The sequence below is a fragment of the Flavobacterium gillisiae genome (genome assembly GCF_900107635.1).
In the GTDB taxonomy this organism is placed as follows: domain Bacteria; phylum Bacteroidota; class Bacteroidia; order Flavobacteriales; family Flavobacteriaceae; genus Flavobacterium; species Flavobacterium gillisiae.
The window spans coordinates 108,214-128,647 of sequence record NZ_FNRD01000003.1; the positions used below are offsets into that span (position 1 = coordinate 108,214).

Here is a 20,434-nt window from a genome sequence, read left to right on the forward strand (position 1 = left end):
TTAATTTAAGAAGTTAGTTATGAACAGCAAATCAGGGAGCACTTGGAAATTAGGAATGTTTGTTATAATAGGATTAGTGGCGTTTACCTCCACCATATATTTTGTTGGAAAACAAAAAAACATGTTTGGCTCTACCTTTCGATTAAATTCAAATTTCAAGAATGTTAGCGGATTAGAAATTGGAAACAATGTACTTTTTTCCGGTATAAATGTGGGTACGGTAAGTGAAATACAATTAGTAACAGATACTTCAGTAGTAGTTCGATTATTAATTAAAAAAGAGGTGCAGCAGTTCATTAAGAGCGATGCTGTTGCCAGTATCGGATCAGATGGATTGATGGGAGATAAAGTTCTTACCATATCTCCAGGTACTAATTCGAAGAGTATTGTAAAAGACAATGCAACCATAAAATCAATCCAAGCTATTGAAATGGACGAAATTATGAGAAGTATTAAAGTGAGTATGGACAATGCAAGTATTATCACTAGTGAACTTGCGGAATTCACTTATAAAATGAATAATGGAAATGGTGCTTTATCAAAACTAATCACTGATGAAAAATTTGCAAACAGTCTAACAAAAACATTAACTAACCTTCAAACAGGGTCTAAAGGACTAAGTGAAAATATGGAAGCGGCAAAACATAATTTTTTATTAAAAGGATATTTTAATAAAAAGAAAAAAGCGGAAGAGGAGAGACTTGAAGAGCTTGCAAAAGCAAAGGAATTAAAAGAAAAAAATGAAGTAGTAAAATAGCATTAAAATATTCTTTACTAGCTGTATTTCATTCCTTAACAATCCTATAGCTCAAAGCTACAAGCCATAAGAAAACCCTTGCCATTATTCTTTATTTGTACATTTAACACGTAAATAATGAAACTAAATACTAAAATCGTGTAACACTCCGTTGAGGTAATAGCTTCACCTTTACATAATTAATAAATGTTTGAAGTTAATCCCTAAAGAATAAAAAAATGAAAAAATTAAATGTAATTCTATCTCTTATCATGTTTGGGTTCCTATTGAATTCATGTAATAATGATAATGCACAAGCAAGCTATCCGTATTCAGTAAGTATGACTGATGCACCAGGGCCTTATCAACAAGTGAATGTAGATGTCATCGGTGTTGAAATTAAAGGTGAAGGATCCGAATCTATAACATTGAATGTGATTCCTGGTATCTATGACCTACTTAAATTATCGAATGGAGTGGAAAAACTTATTGCCACAGATACCTTAGAAATATCCAAAATATCGCAAATAAGACTTATTTTAGGAACAAGAAACACGGTGGTTCTAGACGGTATAACATATCCTTTGAGCACTCCAAGTGCGGAGCAGTCTGGATTGAAGCTTCAGGTACATCAAACATTGCAGGAAGGTATAATGTATCATGTACTTCTTGATTTTGATGCTAACAAGTCAATCGTTAAGTTAGGTAATGGAGGCTATAAATTGAAACCCGTTATTAGAACAGTTGAAACTGCAATAAGTGGAGCCATCAAAGGTACTATTACACCTATTGGAGCATTAGCCGTTGCCACTGCAACTAACCTTGTTACTTTGGAAACATATTCTACGAATGTAAATGTTGAAGGAAAATTTCTGGTAATGGGTCTTCCAGCAGGAAAATACTCTTTAACCATTACGCCAGATATCACTATCGTGCCTGCCTTAAAAGAAGTTAAGGTTGACAATATTGATGTAGAAATAGGACAAACAAAAATCATTGCAGCAATAAGCTTGTTATAGACAACCCAAAAAAATATTTCAAACACCTCCATTTTTGTAAAAAATGGAGGTGTTTTTTTTGTGTACTTTTTTAATGATTCCATTCTATAAAAATCTTCTTTACCACTTTCTTATTCAAAAAATAAGTGAATCATATAACTTCTTATAAAAGTTATATAACACAATTGAACTCATAACTGCCCACCTTTGCATTATACTGAATATAGAATATAAATTACATTAAAATGCAAAAGAAAGATCTCAAAGAGACATGGGAAGAACAAAAGGAACATCTAAAGCAAAAATTTGCTGCTTTGACTGATACTAATGTATTATTTCTCGAAGGTAAAGAAGAAGAAATGATCGCAAAGCTTCAACTTAAATTTGGTAAAACAAGACAGGAGTTATACAAAATTATTAATGGTCTTTAAAACGGGCTCAAAACTAATAAAGTAGAGTTTACAATGTAAAATGGTACATGTTAAAAAAACAGGTTTTTAATTATAAATCACTATACAGCAATTAGCTAACCGTAAATAATGTAACATTTATCAAAAGTTATATAAGAACTCCCTTTAGTATGTTTCCGATATTTGTAAGACAATAAGTTCAATAGAAATTCAAATTAAAAACAAACAAAATGAAAAAAACAAAACAACTTACGTTAGCTACTTTTTTACTAACATGCTTTGCATTTAACACATCAAATGCGCAAGACATAAAATCAAGTACTCCAGCATTTGGATTTAAGGGTGGTCTTAACTTTTCCAACCTATACACTGATAACGTAGATGATAATAATTTATTAACTGGTTTTAATGCAGGTTTATACGCTAAATTCCCGATTTCAAATTCTGTTTCCATACAGCCTGAAATCTCTTATACTACTAAAGGTGCTGAACTTACCTACAATAATGCTTTTGCAAATGGAACAGCAACATTCAAAACAAACTATATTGAAGTTCCTGTACTACTAGTTTTTAATCTTACAGATGCATTTAACGTACATGTAGGACCGTATGCAGCTTATATGGTAAGCGGTAAAACAACAAACGATTCAAACCTGTTTACCTCTGAAACTCAATTAGACACTAATGATTTCAAAAGGTTTGACGCTGGTCTTTCTGGAGGTCTAGGTATTGATTTAGAAGTAGTAAACTTTGGAGTAAGATACAATTACGGTTTAACAAAAGTATTCAAAGAAGGAAGCTTTGGGGATTCAGATGCTAAAAACAGTGTATTTAATGTATATGTTGGTCTTAGACTAAACTAAAAACAAAATTGGGCTTCTGCTATACAGTCTCAAGTATTAAAAATAATAACTAATCCATAAAAAATAGAAATCATGAGCAATCTACTTTACACATTAGCAGTAATTTTAATCATTTTTTGGGCAATCGGATTCTTCGCATTTAGCGCGGGCGGAATCATACATGTTTTACTAGTTATTGCAGTAATTGCAGTATTATTGCGACTTATCCAAGGAAGAAGGTTATAGAATAAGTATATTTAAAATATTAAAAAAAATAAAAAAATAAACATGAAAACAGATAAAGTAATATTAGGAGTTTTAGGTGGTCTTGCGGCAGGTGCAATAATGGGAATATTGTTTGCTCCTGAAAAAGGAAAAAAAACAAGAAAGAAAATTAAAAATGTAAGTAACGAATACAAAGACGAGCTAAAAGATAAGTTAGATTCTGCATTAGAAACACTTTCAAAAAAATATGATGCTCTTAAAGAAGAAGGACAAGGTTATTTTGAGGAAGGAAAATCTAAATTTGAGAAAACTAAAAAAGATATTGAAAATCTAAATATCTAAGATTAAATTTTTTAAACTTTAATTGGCTTAAAAATAAAATTATGAGTAGCAAAGCAACAACAATAGAAATTCTTTTCGAAAAAGTAGAAGACTACACGCGTACCACTGTAGAATTGGCAAAACTAAAAGTTATTGACACTTCAACAGATGTTGCATCTTCATTGATATCTCGATTAACAGTTGCTATTGTTTTTGCTATGTTTATTCTTCTTCTAAACTTTGGTCTTTCGTTTTGGATTGGTGAACTCCTTGGGAATTTTTATTTCGGCTTTTTTATAATGGCCTTTCTCTATTTAATCCTATCGATTGTATTATATTCTTATAAAGATCAATGGATTAAAATGCCTGTCAGTAATTTTATTATTACCAAAATGCTAAAAAATAAATAGCATGAAAAAAAGTAACGCTACAGAAAATTTGAGCCAAATGATCTTACTATTAGAACAAAAAAAGGCTGCCGAATTCGCATCACTACATCAACACTATCTTGTCATAAATGAAAGTATAAAGCCTTTAAACCTTATTAAAAGTGCTTTAAACAAAATGACAAGCTCTCCAGATTTAAAACACAATATACTTAATACTGCAATAGGTTTATCTACTGGATATATCTCAAAGAAGTTATTGTTAGGATCAACTCACAATCCAATAAAAAGAGTATTAGGTACCGTATTCCAGTTTGTAGTAACAAATTTAGTTGCTAAACGTATTGATAATTAGTAAGTACTATTTCTAAATTGATAATTTGTTTCACCTTATTTTTTTTACAAAATACTTGTAGTAAACTGATTTATAAAACAGTATGAAAATTAAGTATTAATTTTACTACAACGAAGAGAACCATATTATCCCGGTTTTATCATTTTTATTCCTTCAAAGAGTGTTACCTTTAAAGTAAAACAAGGTGGACATGAATATGGAAAACAGAAAAGAAGAACTAATTATAGCTAATGCTAAGCTTGCTTTTCAAAACCAAGAAAAGGAAGAAAAAGCTGCTGAACTAGTCATAGCCAATAAGGAGCTTCTTTTCCAAAATCAAGAAAAAAAGAAAAGAGCTACTGAGCTAATCATTTCCAACAAAGAACTTGCATCTCAAAACCAAGAAAAGAGAAATAGAGCCGCTGAACTAATCCTTGCCAACAAAGAACTTGACTTCCAAAATCAAGAAAAACAAAATAGAGCCACCGAATTAATTACCGCCAACAAAGTACTTGCTCTTCAAAATCAAGAAAAACAAAATAGAGCTGATGAGTTAATTATTGCCAATAAAAAACTTGATTTTCAAAACCAGGAAAAAAAAGATAGAGCCGCTGAATTATTAATTGCTAACATAGAGCTTGCCTTTCAAAATCAAGAAAAGGAAAAAAGAGCGGCAGAATTAATTATTGCCAACAAGGAACTTCTTTTTCAAAATAAAGAAAAAGAAAAGAGAGCCGCTGAACTAGTTATAGCTGATAAAGAACTCGCTTCTCAAAACCAAGAAAAAGAAGATAGAGCTGCTGAGTTATTTATTGCTAACATAGAGCTTGCCTATCAAAATCAAGAAAAGGAAAATAGAGCGGCAGAGTTAATTGTTGCTAATAAAGAACTTCTTTTTCAAAATAAAGAAAAGGAAAATAGAGCAGCTGAACTAGTTATAGCTAACAAAGAACTCGCTTCTCAAAACCAAGAAAAAGAGAAACGTGCCGCTGAATTAGTTATTGCCAATAAAGAACTTCTTTTTCAATATAAAGAAAAAGTAAAGCGAGCACAAGAATTACTAAACGCTAACATCGAACTCAAAAAAGCGCAAGAATATCAAAAGGAATACATACTTGGAATAGAGAAAGTGATATTTATGACCTCTCATAAAGTCAGACAACCGATTGCCAATATTTTAGGCTTAAGCGAATTACTAGACCTTTCAAAAGATTCAAAGTTAGAGATTACACAAACTTTAGATTATATAAAAACATCTGCACAATCCCTTGATGTATTAACTAAGGAACTCAATGCCTATATCATAGAACTTCGACAAAAAGCAAAAAACATGCTTCTTTAAAATATATTAATCGCATTTACCGTAAATACTCCCTCATTTAATCTAGCAAATTGTTATCCACATTCTTTTATTATAATTAGAAGCAACTAATACTCCATGTTGCAAAACCTATATCTAAGATATCTATTTCTTAAAAAAGAAACCCACTACTCTTTTTAATTGCTATTTGAACATGTTTTTTTCTTTCTGTTCAATAAAATATGCCAAATAACGCGCCTTTAACAGTTTTTATTTTACAACCTATTGATTTAAAACGAATTGTTTTTATTCTTAACATTTTACATAAGTGAATTATACAAGGAAACACTTTAATAGTATAATACTTCTACAAGCTATTAAACTAACCTTTGCTTAAAAATTAATTAATCCCCTAAATCTCAATAAAATGAAAACTAAAAATGTACTATTAACCTTTGCAATACTATTTATTGCTTTAATTTCAGGTTGTGCGAAGGACGATTTTGAAGAAATCGACGGCGTTTGCCCAGTTGTCAACTTGACCAGCCCAGTAAATGGATCTACTAATGTTCCTTTGGATCAACTGATCACGGTAACTTTTAACGAAGAAATGAATCCTGAAACTATAAATCAGTCTTCTTTTACTTTAAATGGTACTTCACAGATCGCTGGTGTAATTACCTACTCAGGTAAAACAGCAACGTTTAAACCATCTGCTTTACTTTCTCCAAATACAACTTACAATGCGAGAATAACAAGAACAGTAAAAGACCTTACGGGTAACGCATTACAAACAGAAACAAATTGGACTTTTAGTACTGGTTTAACAGTAACTCCAATGGTTGCATCAACTGATCCAGATAAGAACGCTAATAACGTAGTTATAAATAAATTAGTAAGTGTGAACTTCAATATGCCAATGAAAGCTTCCACTATTACCGGAACGACATATACTTTAAAACAAGGAACGACCACGGTTTCAGGAATTGTATCGTATAGCGGAACGACAGCTGTTTTTACTCCTACATTACCATTAGCTGCAAATACAAAATATACAGCAACTGTTTCAGCAGCTGTAACAAATCTAGACAATACACATTTACCAAGTGACTATGTGTGGGAATTTACAACTGGGTCTATAACAGCGCCAACAGTAACTTCTACAGATCCTTTTAATAATTCAACAGGAATAGGACTTGCTAAAACAATTACTGCCAACTTTAGTGTAGTAATGGATCCACTAACAATCAATGCCACTACTTTCACATTGAAACAAGGTACAACTACTATACTAGGTGCTGTAACTTACACAGGAACTACAGTTTCTTTTAAACCAACAAATGCTTTATTAGAAGGTAAAATGTATACCGCTACCATTACTATTGGTGCTAAAAATGTTGCTGGAGTACCTTTAGCAAATGATTACGTATGGAACTTCACAACATTAGTTACCCCGGTAACACCAGTTATTCCTAGTACTTCAAATTTATTTTTCGGGATTTTTGGTGGAAATGCAGGTATAACAAATCAAGGACTAAATACAAGAATTAATAATGGTGCTATCGGTACAACTGCTGCATCAACATTAGTAACTGGTTTTACAGATATTATGGCAACTCCATTTGAAGTATACACCGTTACTCCACTTAATAATGGGTTAGTTAGTGGTGGGATTTTTGCCGCTGCACCTGCGCCAGGAAATGCTTTAAAAGCACAAAAAGCATTGGAAGGATTGAATGCAGCAAGAGATCTTTTTAACAGTATTTCTCCAGCTTCAAAACCAGGCGGTAGTGATCAAGGTTCAGGCGAACTAGGAGCATTGACTTTAGCTCCAGGTGTTTATAAATCAGCAAGTGGTACCTATAAAATTACCAATGGTGATTTAACTTTAGATGCGCAAGGTAATGCAAATGCGACTTGGTATTTCCAATCAGCATCTTCATTAACAGTAGGTTCTCCAGCCGCAGTTAGAAGTGTTAAATTGATAAACGGTGCTAAAGCAAACAATGTTTTCTGGTACGTAGGTAGCACAGCAGTAATTAACTACGCCGGTGGTGGTGTAATGGTTGGAAATATTATTGCCGAAAATGGTGTGACATTGTCTGCACCTGCAAATAGTACTACTCTACCTGGTCAAGAAACTGTATTAAACGGAAGAGCTATTTCATTAGTATCCTCGGTTACTATGGTTAATACGATTATAAACGTTCCTGCTAATTAAGCAACAATCCTAAGTTTTACATATCCCGTCTTCGGGCGGGATATATTTAAATAAAACCTAATAATAAAAGAAAAAATGAAATCAAAAAATATTCATACTGAGAAACCATGTGTTGCATGGTCTCCTACTCATCTTACCATAAAAAGCGTCGGAATAATAGCTTTAGCTTGGTTAAGTTTTCAAACAACTGCTCAAGCGCAGGAAACTATTGCGGTTAAATATGCAAAACCATCCTGGTACTTTGGTGTAGCCGGTGGAGCCAATTTTAATTTTTACCGAGGTTCAACACAACAAATGAATGCAAGTTTTACGTCGCCAAAGACATTTCATGATGGATTTGGAGCGGGACTTTTCATTGCACCGCTTTTAGAATATCGCCCTGCTGATTCAAGATGGGGTGTTATGTTGCAAGCTGGTTACGATAGCCGTAAAGGTGATTTCGATCAAGTAACTACGGTATGCGACTGTCCAGCTGATTTATCAACTGACTTAAGTTATATTACAGTAGAACCAAGTGTTCGTTTTGCTCCTTTTAAATCTAATTTCTATCTATACGGAGGTCCTCGTTTGGCTTTCAACTTAGATAAATCATTTACGTACCAATTAGGAACTAACCCTGCATTCCCAGAACAAACAGCTAACGCTGCAGTAACAGGTGATTTTGATAGAATCGAAAAAACAATTGTTTCTATGCAAATTGGAGCAGGTTATGATATTCCTCTTTCAACAGATGCAAACAAAACACAATTTGTATTGTCTCCTTTTGTTTCTTTCCAACCTTATTTTGGTCAAAATCCACGTTCAACAGAAACTTGGAATAATACAACTGTAAGAGCAGGTGTTGCTCTTAAATTTGGACAAGGAAAAAATATCCAGGAAGCTACTGACATCAAAGCTGATAAAGAAGTATCGTTTTCTGTAGATTCTCCAAGCAATGCTCCAGGAGATTTGAGACTAACCGAAATTTTCCCTCTTAGAAACTATGTGTATTTTAACAATGGTTCAACTGAAATTGCTAATCGTTATGTTTTATTGAATAAAGATCAAGTAAAAGATTTTAAAGAAGACCAATTGGAAGTTTTTGCTCCAAAAAATCTATCAGATCGTTCAAAAAGACAAATGACTGTTTACTATAACATTTTAAACATTCTTGGTGACCGTATGCAAAAAAATCCAAATGCTACTATTTCTTTAGTAGGTTCGTCAGAGCAAGGACCAGCAGATGGTTTAGCTATGTCAGAATCTGTGAAAAAATATCTAGTTGATGTATTTGCAATAAATCCATCAAGAATAAGTACTAAAGGTCAAACAAAACCAAATATTCCATCAGAACAACCGGGTGGAACACTTGAACTAGGACTTCTTCGTGAAGGTGACCGTAGAGTATCTATCGAAAGTACTTCTCCAGCTTTATTGATGGAATTTCAAAGTGGGCCCGATGCGCAGTTGAAACCTGTAAAAATTATTCCTTTACAAGAAGCCCCTGCTTCTAGTTATGTAACTTTCAATAATAAAGGTGCTGCTGAAGCTTTATCTACATGGTCATTACAAATAACTGATGAACAAGGTAAAACACAAGCTTTCGGACCTTATACTGAAGACGAAGTGAAAATTCCTGGAAAAGCAATTTTAGGAAGTCGTCCAGAAGGCGATTTCAAAGTAAAAATGATAGGTCAAACTAAAAGTGGCGCTGTTGTAGAGAATGAAACTCCTTTACATGTAGTACTTTGGACACCAGCTAAAACAGAAGAAGGTCTTAGATATAGCATTATTTATGAATTTAATAAATCAAAAGCGATTTCAATCTATGAAAAATATTTAACTGATGTTATTACACCAAAAATTCCAGTTGGAGCAACAGTACTAGTTCATGGTCATACTGATGTTATTGGTGGAGAAGATTACAATAGAGATTTATCATTAGCTCGTGCAAACGATGTGAAAAATATAATTGAAAGTGCACTATCTAAAGCTAACAGAAAAGATGTGAAATTTGAATTAAATGGGTTTGGAGAGGATGAAAGCAAATCTCCTTTTGAAAACAAAACTCCTGAAGAGCGTTCTTATAACAGAACTGTTATAATTGATATTGTGCCAGTAAAATAATAAGTCAATGTAACAACAAACTTATTTTTTTAAATTTTAAAAAGAGGATAGAAACTTAACAGTCTATCCTCTTTTTTTGTTTAAATTTTATAACAGCCCTAATTCTACTACTGTTAAAATCAATTCCACATCTATTTTAAACTCTTAAGTCAATAAATATAATTATCTTTATAACAACAACTTAACCGTAAAAAAAGATGAGAAACCAACAATTGTTCATACCAGAAAAAATTGGCTCTATAGATTTAAAAAATCGGATTGTCATGGCACCTATGACCCGATGCAGAGCTATAAAAAATGTTCCCAATGAGTTGATGGTTGAATACTACAAGCAGCGTTCTAGCGCTGGCTTAATCATTACCGAAGGTACATCACCCTCCCTAAATGGACTTGGATATGCTAGAATCCCAGGGATATTTAAACAACGACAAGTGAGTGGTTGGAAAGAAATAACCAAAGCAGTACATAAAAACGGAGGTAAAATCGTTGTTCAGTTAATGCACTCAGGAAGAATAAGTCATCCATTGAATATGCCGGAAGGAAGTGAAATACTTGCCCCTTCTGCTGTTAAAGCTGACGGACAGATGTGGACCGATTTAAAAGAATTACAAGATTTTGTCGTGCCAAAAGAAATGAGTTTACAAGATATTATACACGCTAAAACAGAATATGTTTGCGCAGCAGAAAATGCCTTATTTGCCGGATTCGATGGCGTTGAATTGCATGGGGCCAACGGATACTTACTCGAAGAATTCCTATCACCAATAAGTAATATCAGAACAGATGAGTATGGCGGCAGCATTGAAAATCGATGCCGATTTGTGATCGAAGTAGTAACTGCCGTGGCAGAAGCCATTGGAAAAGACAAAACAGGAATTCGTTTATCTCCTTATGGTGTAGCCAGTGATATGCCACATTATCCAGAAATAGACGATACCTATGATTATCTATCAAAAGAACTGAATAAAATTGGTATCGCATATATCCATCTTGTAGATCATTCGGCCATGGGAGCGCCTCCCGTACCAATGGAAATAAAAAAAACAATTCGGAAAAACTTTAGAAATGCGCTAATTCTTTGTGGTGGCTATAACCAAGAAAGTGCAGAAGTTGCAATTGCAAGTGGACTCGCTGATCTGGTAGCCTTTGGAAGACCATTTATAAATAACCCAGATCTTGTGGAACGATTTAAAAATGACTGGCCACTTTCGCAAAATCTTAATGCCGATTTATTCTATACTGCTGACGAAAAAGGATATACTGATTATCCACGCTATACACCATAATTCAATATATATTTTCGAATTGAAGAATGTTATTTCATAAAACACAATTTAAAAATGGAAAATATTAACCAATTACTTGAGTTATTAGGGGCGGAAGAAGAGTTTTTGCTAAACCATGTTTGCAAAACAATTACTAAAGACCAAATTCATTTGCCTCATCCCGATTTCATAGATTCTTTTTTACAAAGCAATCGAAACGGACAAACTATTAGAAGCTTAACACAAATTTACAATCATGGTAGACTATCCGGTACAGGCTATCTATCAATTTTACCGGTAGACCAAGGGATTGAGCATACTGCCGGAAGTTCATTTGCTCCAAACCCAATGTACTTCGATCCTGAAAACATTGTGAAATTAGCTATTGAGGCAGGTTGCAATGCTATCGCTTCTACGATGGGTGGCTTAGCAATGCTTTCCAGAAAATATGCACATAAGATTCCCTTTATTGTAAAAATCAATCACAACGAATTACTAACTTATCCTAAAAAATACGACCAAATAATGTTTGGGAGCGTAAAAGACGCTTGGAATATGGGTGCTGTAGCAGTAGGCGCAACGGTATATTTCGGTTCAGCCGAATCAGATCGGCAAATAATAGAAGTTTCAAAAGCATTTGAAGAGGCTCATAATTTAGGAATGGCTACAATTCTATGGTGTTACGCTAGAAATAATGCATTTGTAAAAGACAATGTTGATTATAACTCAGCAGCCGACATAACAGCTCAAGCAAATTATTTAGGAGTATCCCTGCAAGCGGATATTATTAAACAAAAAATGCCCACAAATAACGGCGGATTTACAGCGATTGAGTTTGCAAAAACAGACCCAGAAATGTACACAAAGTTAACTAGTGACCATCCAATAGACTTATGCAGGTATCAAGTTCTGAATTGTTACGCTGGACGAATTGCCATGATCAACTCTGGAGGAGAATCAAAAGGGGCAAGCGATTTTAAAGCGGCGGTAAAATCTGCTGTAATAAACAAACGGGCTGGTGGATCAGGGATAATTATGGGAAGAAAAGCTTTTCAACGCCCTTTTAATGATGGAGTACAAATTATAAATGCAGTCCAAGATGTATATCTTGCAAAAGCGATCTCTGTCGCTTAGAAAGTAAAACACGATCCTAAAATTCAGCTTTTTAGAAAAAAAACAGTCTATTTCTTATATATTTTAAAAATAAAGCACTTTGAATTAAAAAATTCATTATTTTTATTCTTCTTTTTTTATAAATTATGACTGAAAACGAAAAAACCATAACTAAATTTTACGATGCGTTTGCTGATGGCGATGCTTCAAAAATGTGCGCTTGTTACCATCCTAATATTGAATTTAGAGATCCAATCTTCGGTTCTTTGAAAGGAAATGATGTATGTAGCATGTGGCAGATGCTGATGGCAAAGAGTAATGGAAATGTGAAAATTAAGTTTTCAGAAGTAAAAGCTAATGATTATAAAGGATCTGCTGTTTGGGAAGCCACATATAATTTTAGCAAAAATAATAGAAAGGTGATAAATCGTATTAGAGCGGAGTTCTTTTTTAAAGATGGTCTAATTATGAGACATTGTGATGATTTTGATATATGGAAATGGTCAAAGCAAGCACTAGGAATTCCCGGGCATCTATTGGGCTGGACTGGTTACATGCAAAAGAAAATACATGAAAACGCACTAAATTCTCTCAAAAAGTATCAAAAAACTACTGCATGATACTTCAAACTTTAAAGACGATTTTCAACAGAGATTTAAATCGACTAAAACAAGAAATTGAACTATATCAAAACGAAAGTCAAATCTGGACGGTTCAAAAAGGCATAACTAATTCTGCCGGAAACCTATGTTTGCATCTAGTAGGAAATCTAAACACCTACATCGGTGCGACTTTTGGAAACACCAATTATGCTAGGAATCGAGAATTGGAATTTTCATTAAAAGATATTCCAAAAATAGAACTGATCCGTAAAATTGAGGAGACTAGCACTTTAGTAGCCTGTTCGCTCGATAAACTAACTGAAAAGGAATTACTAATGGAATTTCCTCTTTTGGTTTTTGAAACAACAACATCAACCGAATTCATGTTGATTCATCTCACTACTCACCTCACCTATCATCTTGGTCAAATAAATTACCACAGACGACTGTTGGAAGAATCAAGTCAATAATTAATTACTACTTTTCTATTTCTTCGTATGTGGGGAAAATAAAAAAAATCATAACTAATTAAAAATCAATTAATTTACGTTATATCTGCTGTTCAAGCGATATTATAGGGGAAGGAATTAGTAATCTTATTTGGCATTTTATCACAAATGCCTATATTGCGGAGCAAAATGAAATAAATTCAAATACTATACAATGAAAAAGGTATTACATCCAAAATTAAATGAGTTACAGGCGACGGCTATTTGCGGAAACGACATTAGCTCTTCATGTCTTTATGTTTCAGCCCTTACCATTATGTATGCTGGGCAGTATGCGTGGATTTCATTATTATTTGTAGCTGTTGTTTTATTTTTATTCAGAAAAATATACGGTGAAGTCGTTGGAGCTTTACCTTTAAATGGAGGCGCATACAACGTACTTTTAAATACGTCTTCAAAAAGACTTGCTTCTGTAGCAGCAACACTAACCGTTTTGTCTTATATGGCAACTGCCGTAATTTCTGCCTCAGAAGGAATGCATTACCTGCACAATATAGCTCCCGGAATTAACATTACTATTTCTACTGTCATTATACTATTGATTTTTACAGGGCTAGCCATTATTGGTATAGGAGAATCCGCTATTGTTGCAGTAGTGATTTTTATAATCCATTTAACCACTTTAACTTTATTAGTAGTAGCATCCACTTGGTTTATTTTCATGAATGGATTAGAGATTTTCAACTTGAACTGGAGTCTACCCATAACTTCGGGAACGATTGTCAACGCTCTATTTTTGGGTTTTTCTGCAGCGATGTTAGGAATCTCTGGTTTTGAAAGTTCTGCCAACTTTGTTGAAGAACAAGAGCAAGGAGTTTTTCCAAAAACCCTTCGTAACATGTGGGCAATTGTAAGTTTTTTCAATCCTGTAATTGCTTTATTGCTTATTTGTATCATTCCATTGGCGCAAGTAGGTGAGCACCAAGAGTCACTTTTAGCACATTTAGGAGCAACAACTGGAGGTTCATGGCTAGCGTACTTGATTTCAATTGATGCAGTTTTAGTATTATGTGGTGCTGTTTTAACTTCATTTGTAGGGGTTTCTGGATTGTTAAACCGTATGACATTAGATAGAATTCTACCTAACTACTTTTTGAAACAAAATAAAAGAGGGTCTAATTATCGAATCATTATAAGTTTCTTAATCCTATGTATTTCGGTACTATTAGTTACAAAAGGGGATATCGTAGCACTTGCAGGAGTATATACTTTTTCGTTTTTGGCAGTGATGGGATTGTTTGGAGTGGGGAATCTATTATTGAAATTTAAAAGAAAAAAATTACCAAGACCAGAGAAAGCTCGCGGTATTTCAGTTGTAATAGCCGTTGCATTAATTGTGACAGCTTTTATTGGAAATATAAAATTGAATATCGATTCATTTTATACCTTTTTACAATATTTAATTCCGGCTTTTGGTTTTGTAGCCATTATGCTTAATCGTTCGTTGATAATTAGACTTTTAATTGAAGCATTAGAATATTTTTACAAACCTTTACGTAAAATGGTTATCTTTAGTAACCGTTATTTGGTGAAAATGAACCTAAAAATTGAATCACAAGAATTTGTGTTTTTCACCAAAGGGGATGATGTAGCAATCATTAACAAAGTAATGCAGTATGTTCAAAATAATGAATCTACGAAGAAATTGAAAATCGTGAACATCAATAAAGATCACGATAATAATGAATTGTTAATCTCTGATTTGAAAGTATTGGATAGAGCATATCCGGAAATCGATATCGAATTCATTGAGTTAGAGGGCGTTTTTGGCCCAGAAATAATTGACACTTTGTCTAATAAATGGAACATCCCAAAAAACTTTATGTTTATTGGTTCCCCTGGAGATCGATTCTCGTATAGAGTATCTGAATTAGGCGGTGTTCGATTAATTATGTAACTTTAGTCGGCTCTAGTATGAATTCCTAAGATCAATAGACTGTAAAAACATAAAATACATGAAGGAAATAATTGACTATACTCTTTTTCAAGACGGTGGTTTTAGCATTAAGGTTATTAGTATAATAAAGCTGATTCTTTTTATAATCGTAGTCCTACTGGTATTAAAACTTATCAGAAAAGCGATTTATAAAGTCGAAAAAATTGATGTAGCCAAAAAATATTCTATTTATAGGCTAGTTCGATATTTAATTATTCTAGTATCAATTATTGCCGGATTACAACTATTCGGTTTTAATTTATCAGTGCTCGTAGCTGGATCAGCAGCTCTTTTGGTCGGAATTGGTTTAGGGCTTCAGAATCTTTTTAGTGATTTTATTTCTGGAATTTTACTGTTGCTTGATTCCTCTGTAAAAGTGAATGACGTCATCGAATTAAATGGAATGGTTTGTACTGTGCAAGAAATTAATTTACGAACAACGACGGTTCTTACCAGAGACGACAAGTATATTATTTTACCTAATTCTGATTTAACTAAAAATCAATTAATCAACTGGACTCATAATGATCTTGCGTCGCGATTTGAAGTAACAGTTGGCGTTGACTATTCTTCAGATGTTAAGCAGGTAATGCAAATATTAAAACAAGCTGTGGATAATCAAAATAGCGTTTTAAAAGAGCCAAGTCCATTTATTCGTTTTACTGATTTTGGTGATTCATCATTAAATTTTTCAATAATTTTCTGGTCGGAAGAGTTGTTTCGAGTTGAAAATATCAAGAGCGAATTGAGAATAAAGATATTTGAATTGTTTAAAAACAATAACATTACCATCCCTTTCCCCCAACGCGTTGTTCACATTAATAAATAACAAATGGAAGAGCAAATCCAAGAATATCTCTACAATCCTACAGTTGGTAAAATTGTAAGCTTTTTTATTGGCATTGCAGTAATTTGGATGTTAATAAAAGCAATTCAAAAGAATCTTTTTTCGAAAATTAAAGACAACAACAATCGGTATAAGGCTAAGAAATTCAGTACTTTCATTGGTTATTTTTTAACAATAATTCTTTTAACGGTCATATTCAGCGATAAACTCGGGAACTTAACCGTAGCCTTAGGGGTTGCAGGAGCAGGTATAGCTTTTGCGCTCCAAGAAGTAATCGCCTCATTTGCTGGTTGGTTAGCTATTATGTTTGGAGGTTTTTATAATACGGGCGATCGCGTTCAGCTTGGTGGAATTAAAGGCGACGTCATGGACATTGGCGTACTAAGAACTACGATAATGGAAACAGGACAATGGGTTGACGGTGATCTTTATAATGGCCGAATTGTTTTGATTGCTAACAGTTATGTTTTTAAGGAGCCGGTATTTAACTATTCAGGTGATTTTCCTTTTTTGTGGGATGAAATAAAAATTCCTATTCAGTATGGCAGTGATTATGAAAAAGCCAAAGAAATAATTCTAAAAGCGGGAGTTGACGTAGCGGGAGACTTAACTGTCAGGTCCAAACAAAAATGGACTTCCTTACAAAACAAATACCGTTTAGAAGACGCACAGACCGAACCAATGATTTCCTTAATTGCTAATGATAACTGGGCTGAATATACCCTTCGTTATGTAGTAGGTTATAAAAGAAGAAGATTTACAAAATCAGAATTATTTACAAAAATCTTAACTGAAATTGAAAAAACAAACGGAGCTGTAAAAATGGCTTCTGCGACATTCCAATTAGTTCAGGCTCCCGACTTTAATGTTAATATCAAAAAATAAAAATGGATCTATTTCATCTTTTTTCAATACTTATCGTATTGTCAGCAGGCTTCGCTTATATTAATTTTAGAATTTTAAAATTACCAAATGCTATAGGCCTAATGTTAGTTTCTTTAATTTTTTCGTTCATAATCTTGATTCTCGGGTATTACTTTCCCACGTTTAAAGAGAGTATCGCGCTAAAAATGGACAATATTAATTTTAGCGAATTATTGCTAGAGGGAATGTTAAGTTTCATGCTATTTGCCGGAGCAATTCATATTAAATTCAAAGATTTGAATAATGAAAAACTCAGTATTTTACTTTTCTCAACTATTAGTGTTTTAATTAGCACTTTCATAATAGGTTTTGCTAGCTACTATTTACTGACTTTTATGGGAATTAACGTGAAGTTGATTCATGCCATGTTGTTTGGTGCTCTGATCTCCCCTACTGATCCTATTGCAGTTTTAAGCATCTTAAAAAGTGCTGGTGTTTCTAAATCATTAGAGACTAAAATTGCAGGAGAATCTTTGTTCAATGATGGTGTAGCGGTTGTCGTTTTTATCACGATTTTAAAATTAGCACAACCTGGAGCTAATTTAGAAATAAGCAGCATCTTATTATTATTTGGACAAGAAGCTATCGGAGGCTTGCTTTTAGGACTTGGAATTGGTTATATAGGCTATAAATTAATTGCAAGTATTGACAATTACCAAGTAGAGGTTTTAATCACGCTAGCCATTGTTATGGGAGGTTACACTTTCGCTCATTTCATACATGTTTCTGGACCTCTTGCTATGGTTGCTGCAGGATTAATCACGGGAAACCAAGGTAAAAAATTAGGAATGTCAGATGTAACTGCTGAATATATTGATAAATTTTGGGAACTTGTAGACGAGATTTTAAATGCCGTATTGTTTGTTCTAATAGGTCTAGAATTATTAATAATACAAACTAATGAAAAAATACTTTTTGCAGCTATCATCCTTTTATTAATTACTTTAATCACAAGGTATATTTCAATCTATATCCCTTCAATCGCCGTTCGTTTAAAAGAAAAAATTACTCAAAAAACTATTCTTATCTTAACTTGGGGTGGTCTTAGAGGAGGAATCTCTATAGCGCTTGCCTTATCCATCGCTCCTGAATTCAGTAAGGACATTTGGGTTACCATTACTTATGTTATTGTTTGTTTTTCAATTTTAGTACAAGGAATGACAATAGGGAAATTTGCAAAAAGAATGCAGTAAACCATACGTTGTTTATTTCTGCCAAACGATATTGAAAATTAATCACAAAAAAAACAAAACTTTTAAATTCATTAGGTTTTATTCCTTATATTTATCAGACCCTAATCTACTAATTACTATACCTATAAATTTTTAAAATTTGTATGGCGTACATATGTTTATGTATTCCTAACTTGAATTTATTAGCGATGGATTATACGAATTTAAATACCACTAAAATCGCCAACGATTTTTATAAACTACAACAAGATTACAATTCATTAAAAGAACGCTTTGATACAATAAACGACAAGAATCAAATTAATGAAAATCAAATCAATCAAATAAATGAAAAGCTCACCGTATCTTTAGAAAACATGTCCGATGCATTTGTTGCAATAGACAATGATTGGAAATATACTTTTGTAAACCAGAAAGCTGCTCTAATGTTTGGAAAACAACCCGAAGAGCTCATTGGTAAAAATGCTTGGGTTATATTCCCGGACGCCATTGATACACCATACCATAAAGTGTACTATAAAGCGATGAAAAACAAAAAGGAGGTCGTTTTTGAAGATTATTATGTACCATGGGATCGCTGGTTTGAAAATCGTGTAATACCTAGTAAAGAAGGTATAGTTGTTTTTTTTCAGGATATCACAGATCGAAAATTAGCTGAAAAAAATTTACTAGACCTGAACACGAAACTAGAGATTCGAAATAGAGAATTACATAAAAGTATTATTCAAATTCAAAAGATTAATACTGAATTAATTTATGCAAAAGAAACCGCTGAAGAAGGAGATCGTTTAAAATCTTCATTTCTAGCAAACATGAGTCATGAAATCCGCACCCCAATGAATGGTATTTTGGGCTTTACAGCTCTTCTAAAGGAACCAAAGTTAACTGGGAAGGAACAACGGGAATATATCCGTGTGATCGAAAAGAGCGGTGATAGAATGCTTAATATCATAGATGACATCGTTAGCGTCTCAAAAATAGAATCAGGACAAATGAATCTATCTTACAAAGAAACTTCAATTAAAGAGCAAATTGAATCTATTTACACCACTTTTAAAGAAGAAGCTGAGCAAAAAAATATTGCGCTTCAAATACATAATTCTTTAAGCGAAGCTGATAATTTAATACGAACAGATAAAGAAAAAGTCTATGCTATATTGTCGCATTTACTTACCAATGCATTAAAATTCACCGATCATGGACTAATTGAGATTGGATGTTTTAAAAAGAATAATTCCATTACCTTTTATGTAAAGGATTCTGGAATAGGTATTGATTCTAATAAAATAGACATCATTTTTGAACGATTCAGACAAGTGGATGATTCTTTACACAGGAATTATGATGGCGCCGGACTAGGTTTGTATATTTCTAAATCTTATACCGATCTTTTAGGCGGTAAAATCTGGGCAGAAAACAATACAGATAACGGGGCAGTGTTTTATTTTAAAATTCCATTTATCAAACCAAATGAAATTGAAAAAGAAGCCAAAACTCCATTGTCCTTAGTTCCTTATGAAACGCAAAAATTAAAAATACTTGTCGCAGAAGATGACAGTATCTCGCTAAAGTTTATTTCAAAAATTTTAAAAATATTCGGAGAAAACTTATTGATAGCCAGAAATGGATTTGAAGCGGTAACCTTATGCAAAAACAATCCAGATATTGACATCGTATTAATGGACATTCAAATGCCTGTTATGAATGGATATGAAGCCATCAAAAAAATAAGAGAGTTTAACGAAGACGTAATTATAATTACACAAAGCGCCTTCGTATTTACGGACGAAGCTGAAAAAGCAATTGAAGTGGGTGGTAACGGATACATTTCGAAACCAATTGATAAAAAGCAATTAATTGACCACATCAACAAACAAATAATCAAATCTAGAAACAAATCAAAAACCACGAATGTTTCATAATTTCAGTTAAACTGAAATTCTAGTCTAAGCTTTTTTTTGTACCAAAGTTGTCCATTAGACAAGTACAGAGCTCAATTTAAGTTTAGCATAAGAACTATCATGCCAAGTCCTTACAATTGATCCCGAATGTAATAAAGACATTCGAGTGAGTACTACTAAATTAATCGTTTCAATCCCGATTTTAGTGCAAGGAATCAAAATAAAATCCTTTATAAAGTAAACCCACCCCTATTAATATAGAACT

At 33.1% G+C, this 20,434-nt stretch carries 20 protein-coding genes; all 20 read left to right on the plus strand.

Annotated features, from left to right (window positions below; all coding sequences use genetic code 11):
- Positions 1–19 precede the first annotated feature (19 nt).
- Complete coding sequence (locus tag BLV35_RS05675) at positions 20–757, plus strand: MlaD family protein (RefSeq protein WP_091086098.1); 738 nt, start codon at positions 20–22, stop codon at positions 755–757.
- Between the two features lie 218 nt (positions 758–975).
- Complete coding sequence (locus tag BLV35_RS05680) at positions 976–1,755, plus strand: DUF4382 domain-containing protein (RefSeq protein ID WP_091086101.1); 780 nt, start codon at positions 976–978, stop codon at positions 1,753–1,755.
- A 224-nt stretch (positions 1,756–1,979) separates the two neighbouring features.
- The gene (locus tag BLV35_RS05685) at positions 1,980–2,165 is read left to right on the plus strand and encodes a CsbD family protein (RefSeq protein ID WP_091086104.1); all 186 of its coding nucleotides are present in this window, start codon (positions 1,980–1,982) and stop codon (positions 2,163–2,165) included.
- Positions 2,166–2,374: 209 nt separating this feature from the next.
- On the plus strand, positions 2,375–3,007 hold the full coding sequence (locus tag BLV35_RS05690; protein ID WP_091086108.1) for a porin family protein: 633 nt from the start codon (positions 2,375–2,377) through the stop codon (positions 3,005–3,007).
- A 72-nt stretch (positions 3,008–3,079) separates the two neighbouring features.
- Positions 3,080–3,232 carry a lmo0937 family membrane protein gene (locus tag BLV35_RS19135; protein WP_139174262.1) on the plus strand — a complete coding sequence of 51 codons (153 nt, stop codon included), beginning with the start codon at positions 3,080–3,082 and terminating at the stop codon, positions 3,230–3,232.
- A gap of 42 nt (positions 3,233–3,274) precedes the next feature.
- Positions 3,275–3,553, plus strand: a complete 279-nt coding sequence (locus BLV35_RS05695; RefSeq protein WP_091086111.1) for a YtxH domain-containing protein — start codon at positions 3,275–3,277, stop codon at positions 3,551–3,553.
- 41 nt (positions 3,554–3,594) lie between these two features.
- Positions 3,595–3,942, plus strand: a complete 348-nt coding sequence (locus BLV35_RS05700) for a hypothetical protein (RefSeq protein WP_091086114.1) — start codon at positions 3,595–3,597, stop codon at positions 3,940–3,942.
- Between the two features lies 1 nt (position 3,943).
- Positions 3,944–4,273 (plus strand): hypothetical protein, encoded by a 330-nt coding sequence (locus BLV35_RS05705; RefSeq protein WP_091086118.1) that lies wholly within the window; start codon positions 3,944–3,946, stop codon positions 4,271–4,273.
- A 190-nt stretch (positions 4,274–4,463) separates the two neighbouring features.
- Positions 4,464–5,594, plus strand: coding sequence for a coiled-coil domain-containing protein (locus BLV35_RS05710; RefSeq protein WP_245712020.1), 1,131 nt, complete (start codon positions 4,464–4,466; stop codon positions 5,592–5,594).
- A gap of 385 nt (positions 5,595–5,979) precedes the next feature.
- Positions 5,980–7,773, plus strand: coding sequence for an Ig-like domain-containing protein (locus BLV35_RS05715; protein WP_091086121.1), 1,794 nt, complete (start codon positions 5,980–5,982; stop codon positions 7,771–7,773).
- Positions 7,774–7,848: 75 nt separating this feature from the next.
- Entirely contained in the window at positions 7,849–9,879 is a 2,031-nt protein-coding gene (locus BLV35_RS05720; RefSeq protein ID WP_091086123.1) for an OmpA family protein, read from the plus strand.
- Between the two features lie 197 nt (positions 9,880–10,076).
- Positions 10,077–11,165, plus strand: coding sequence for an alkene reductase (locus BLV35_RS05725; RefSeq protein ID WP_091086126.1), 1,089 nt, complete (start codon positions 10,077–10,079; stop codon positions 11,163–11,165).
- A 54-nt stretch (positions 11,166–11,219) separates the two neighbouring features.
- On the plus strand, positions 11,220–12,278 hold the full coding sequence (locus BLV35_RS05730) for a class I fructose-bisphosphate aldolase (RefSeq protein ID WP_091086129.1): 1,059 nt from the start codon (positions 11,220–11,222) through the stop codon (positions 12,276–12,278).
- 125 nt (positions 12,279–12,403) lie between these two features.
- Positions 12,404–12,877: a nuclear transport factor 2 family protein gene (locus BLV35_RS05735; protein ID WP_091086132.1), complete on the plus strand. Its 474-nt coding sequence runs from the start codon at positions 12,404–12,406 to the stop codon at positions 12,875–12,877.
- Complete coding sequence (locus BLV35_RS05740) at positions 12,874–13,329, plus strand: DUF1572 family protein (RefSeq protein WP_091086136.1); 456 nt, start codon at positions 12,874–12,876, stop codon at positions 13,327–13,329. Before BLV35_RS05735 ends, BLV35_RS05740 begins: the two co-directional genes overlap by 4 nt.
- Positions 13,330–13,522: 193 nt before the next feature.
- Positions 13,523–15,265 (plus strand): APC family permease, encoded by a 1,743-nt coding sequence (locus tag BLV35_RS05745; protein WP_091086139.1) that lies wholly within the window; start codon positions 13,523–13,525, stop codon positions 15,263–15,265.
- 58 nt (positions 15,266–15,323) lie between these two features.
- A complete protein-coding gene (locus BLV35_RS05750; RefSeq protein ID WP_091086143.1) occupies positions 15,324–16,133 on the plus strand; it encodes a mechanosensitive ion channel family protein in 810 nt (269 codons plus the stop codon).
- Between the two features lie 3 nt (positions 16,134–16,136).
- A complete protein-coding gene (locus tag BLV35_RS05755; protein WP_091086148.1) occupies positions 16,137–17,036 on the plus strand; it encodes a mechanosensitive ion channel family protein in 900 nt (299 codons plus the stop codon).
- Positions 17,037–17,038: 2 nt separating this feature from the next.
- Positions 17,039–18,268, plus strand: a complete 1,230-nt coding sequence (locus BLV35_RS05760; RefSeq protein WP_091086151.1) for a cation:proton antiporter — start codon at positions 17,039–17,041, stop codon at positions 18,266–18,268.
- Between the two features lie 143 nt (positions 18,269–18,411).
- Positions 18,412–20,190 carry a PAS domain-containing hybrid sensor histidine kinase/response regulator gene (locus tag BLV35_RS05765; protein ID WP_245712021.1) on the plus strand — a complete coding sequence of 593 codons (1,779 nt, stop codon included), beginning with the start codon at positions 18,412–18,414 and terminating at the stop codon, positions 20,188–20,190.
- Positions 20,191–20,434: the final 244 nt, after the last annotated feature.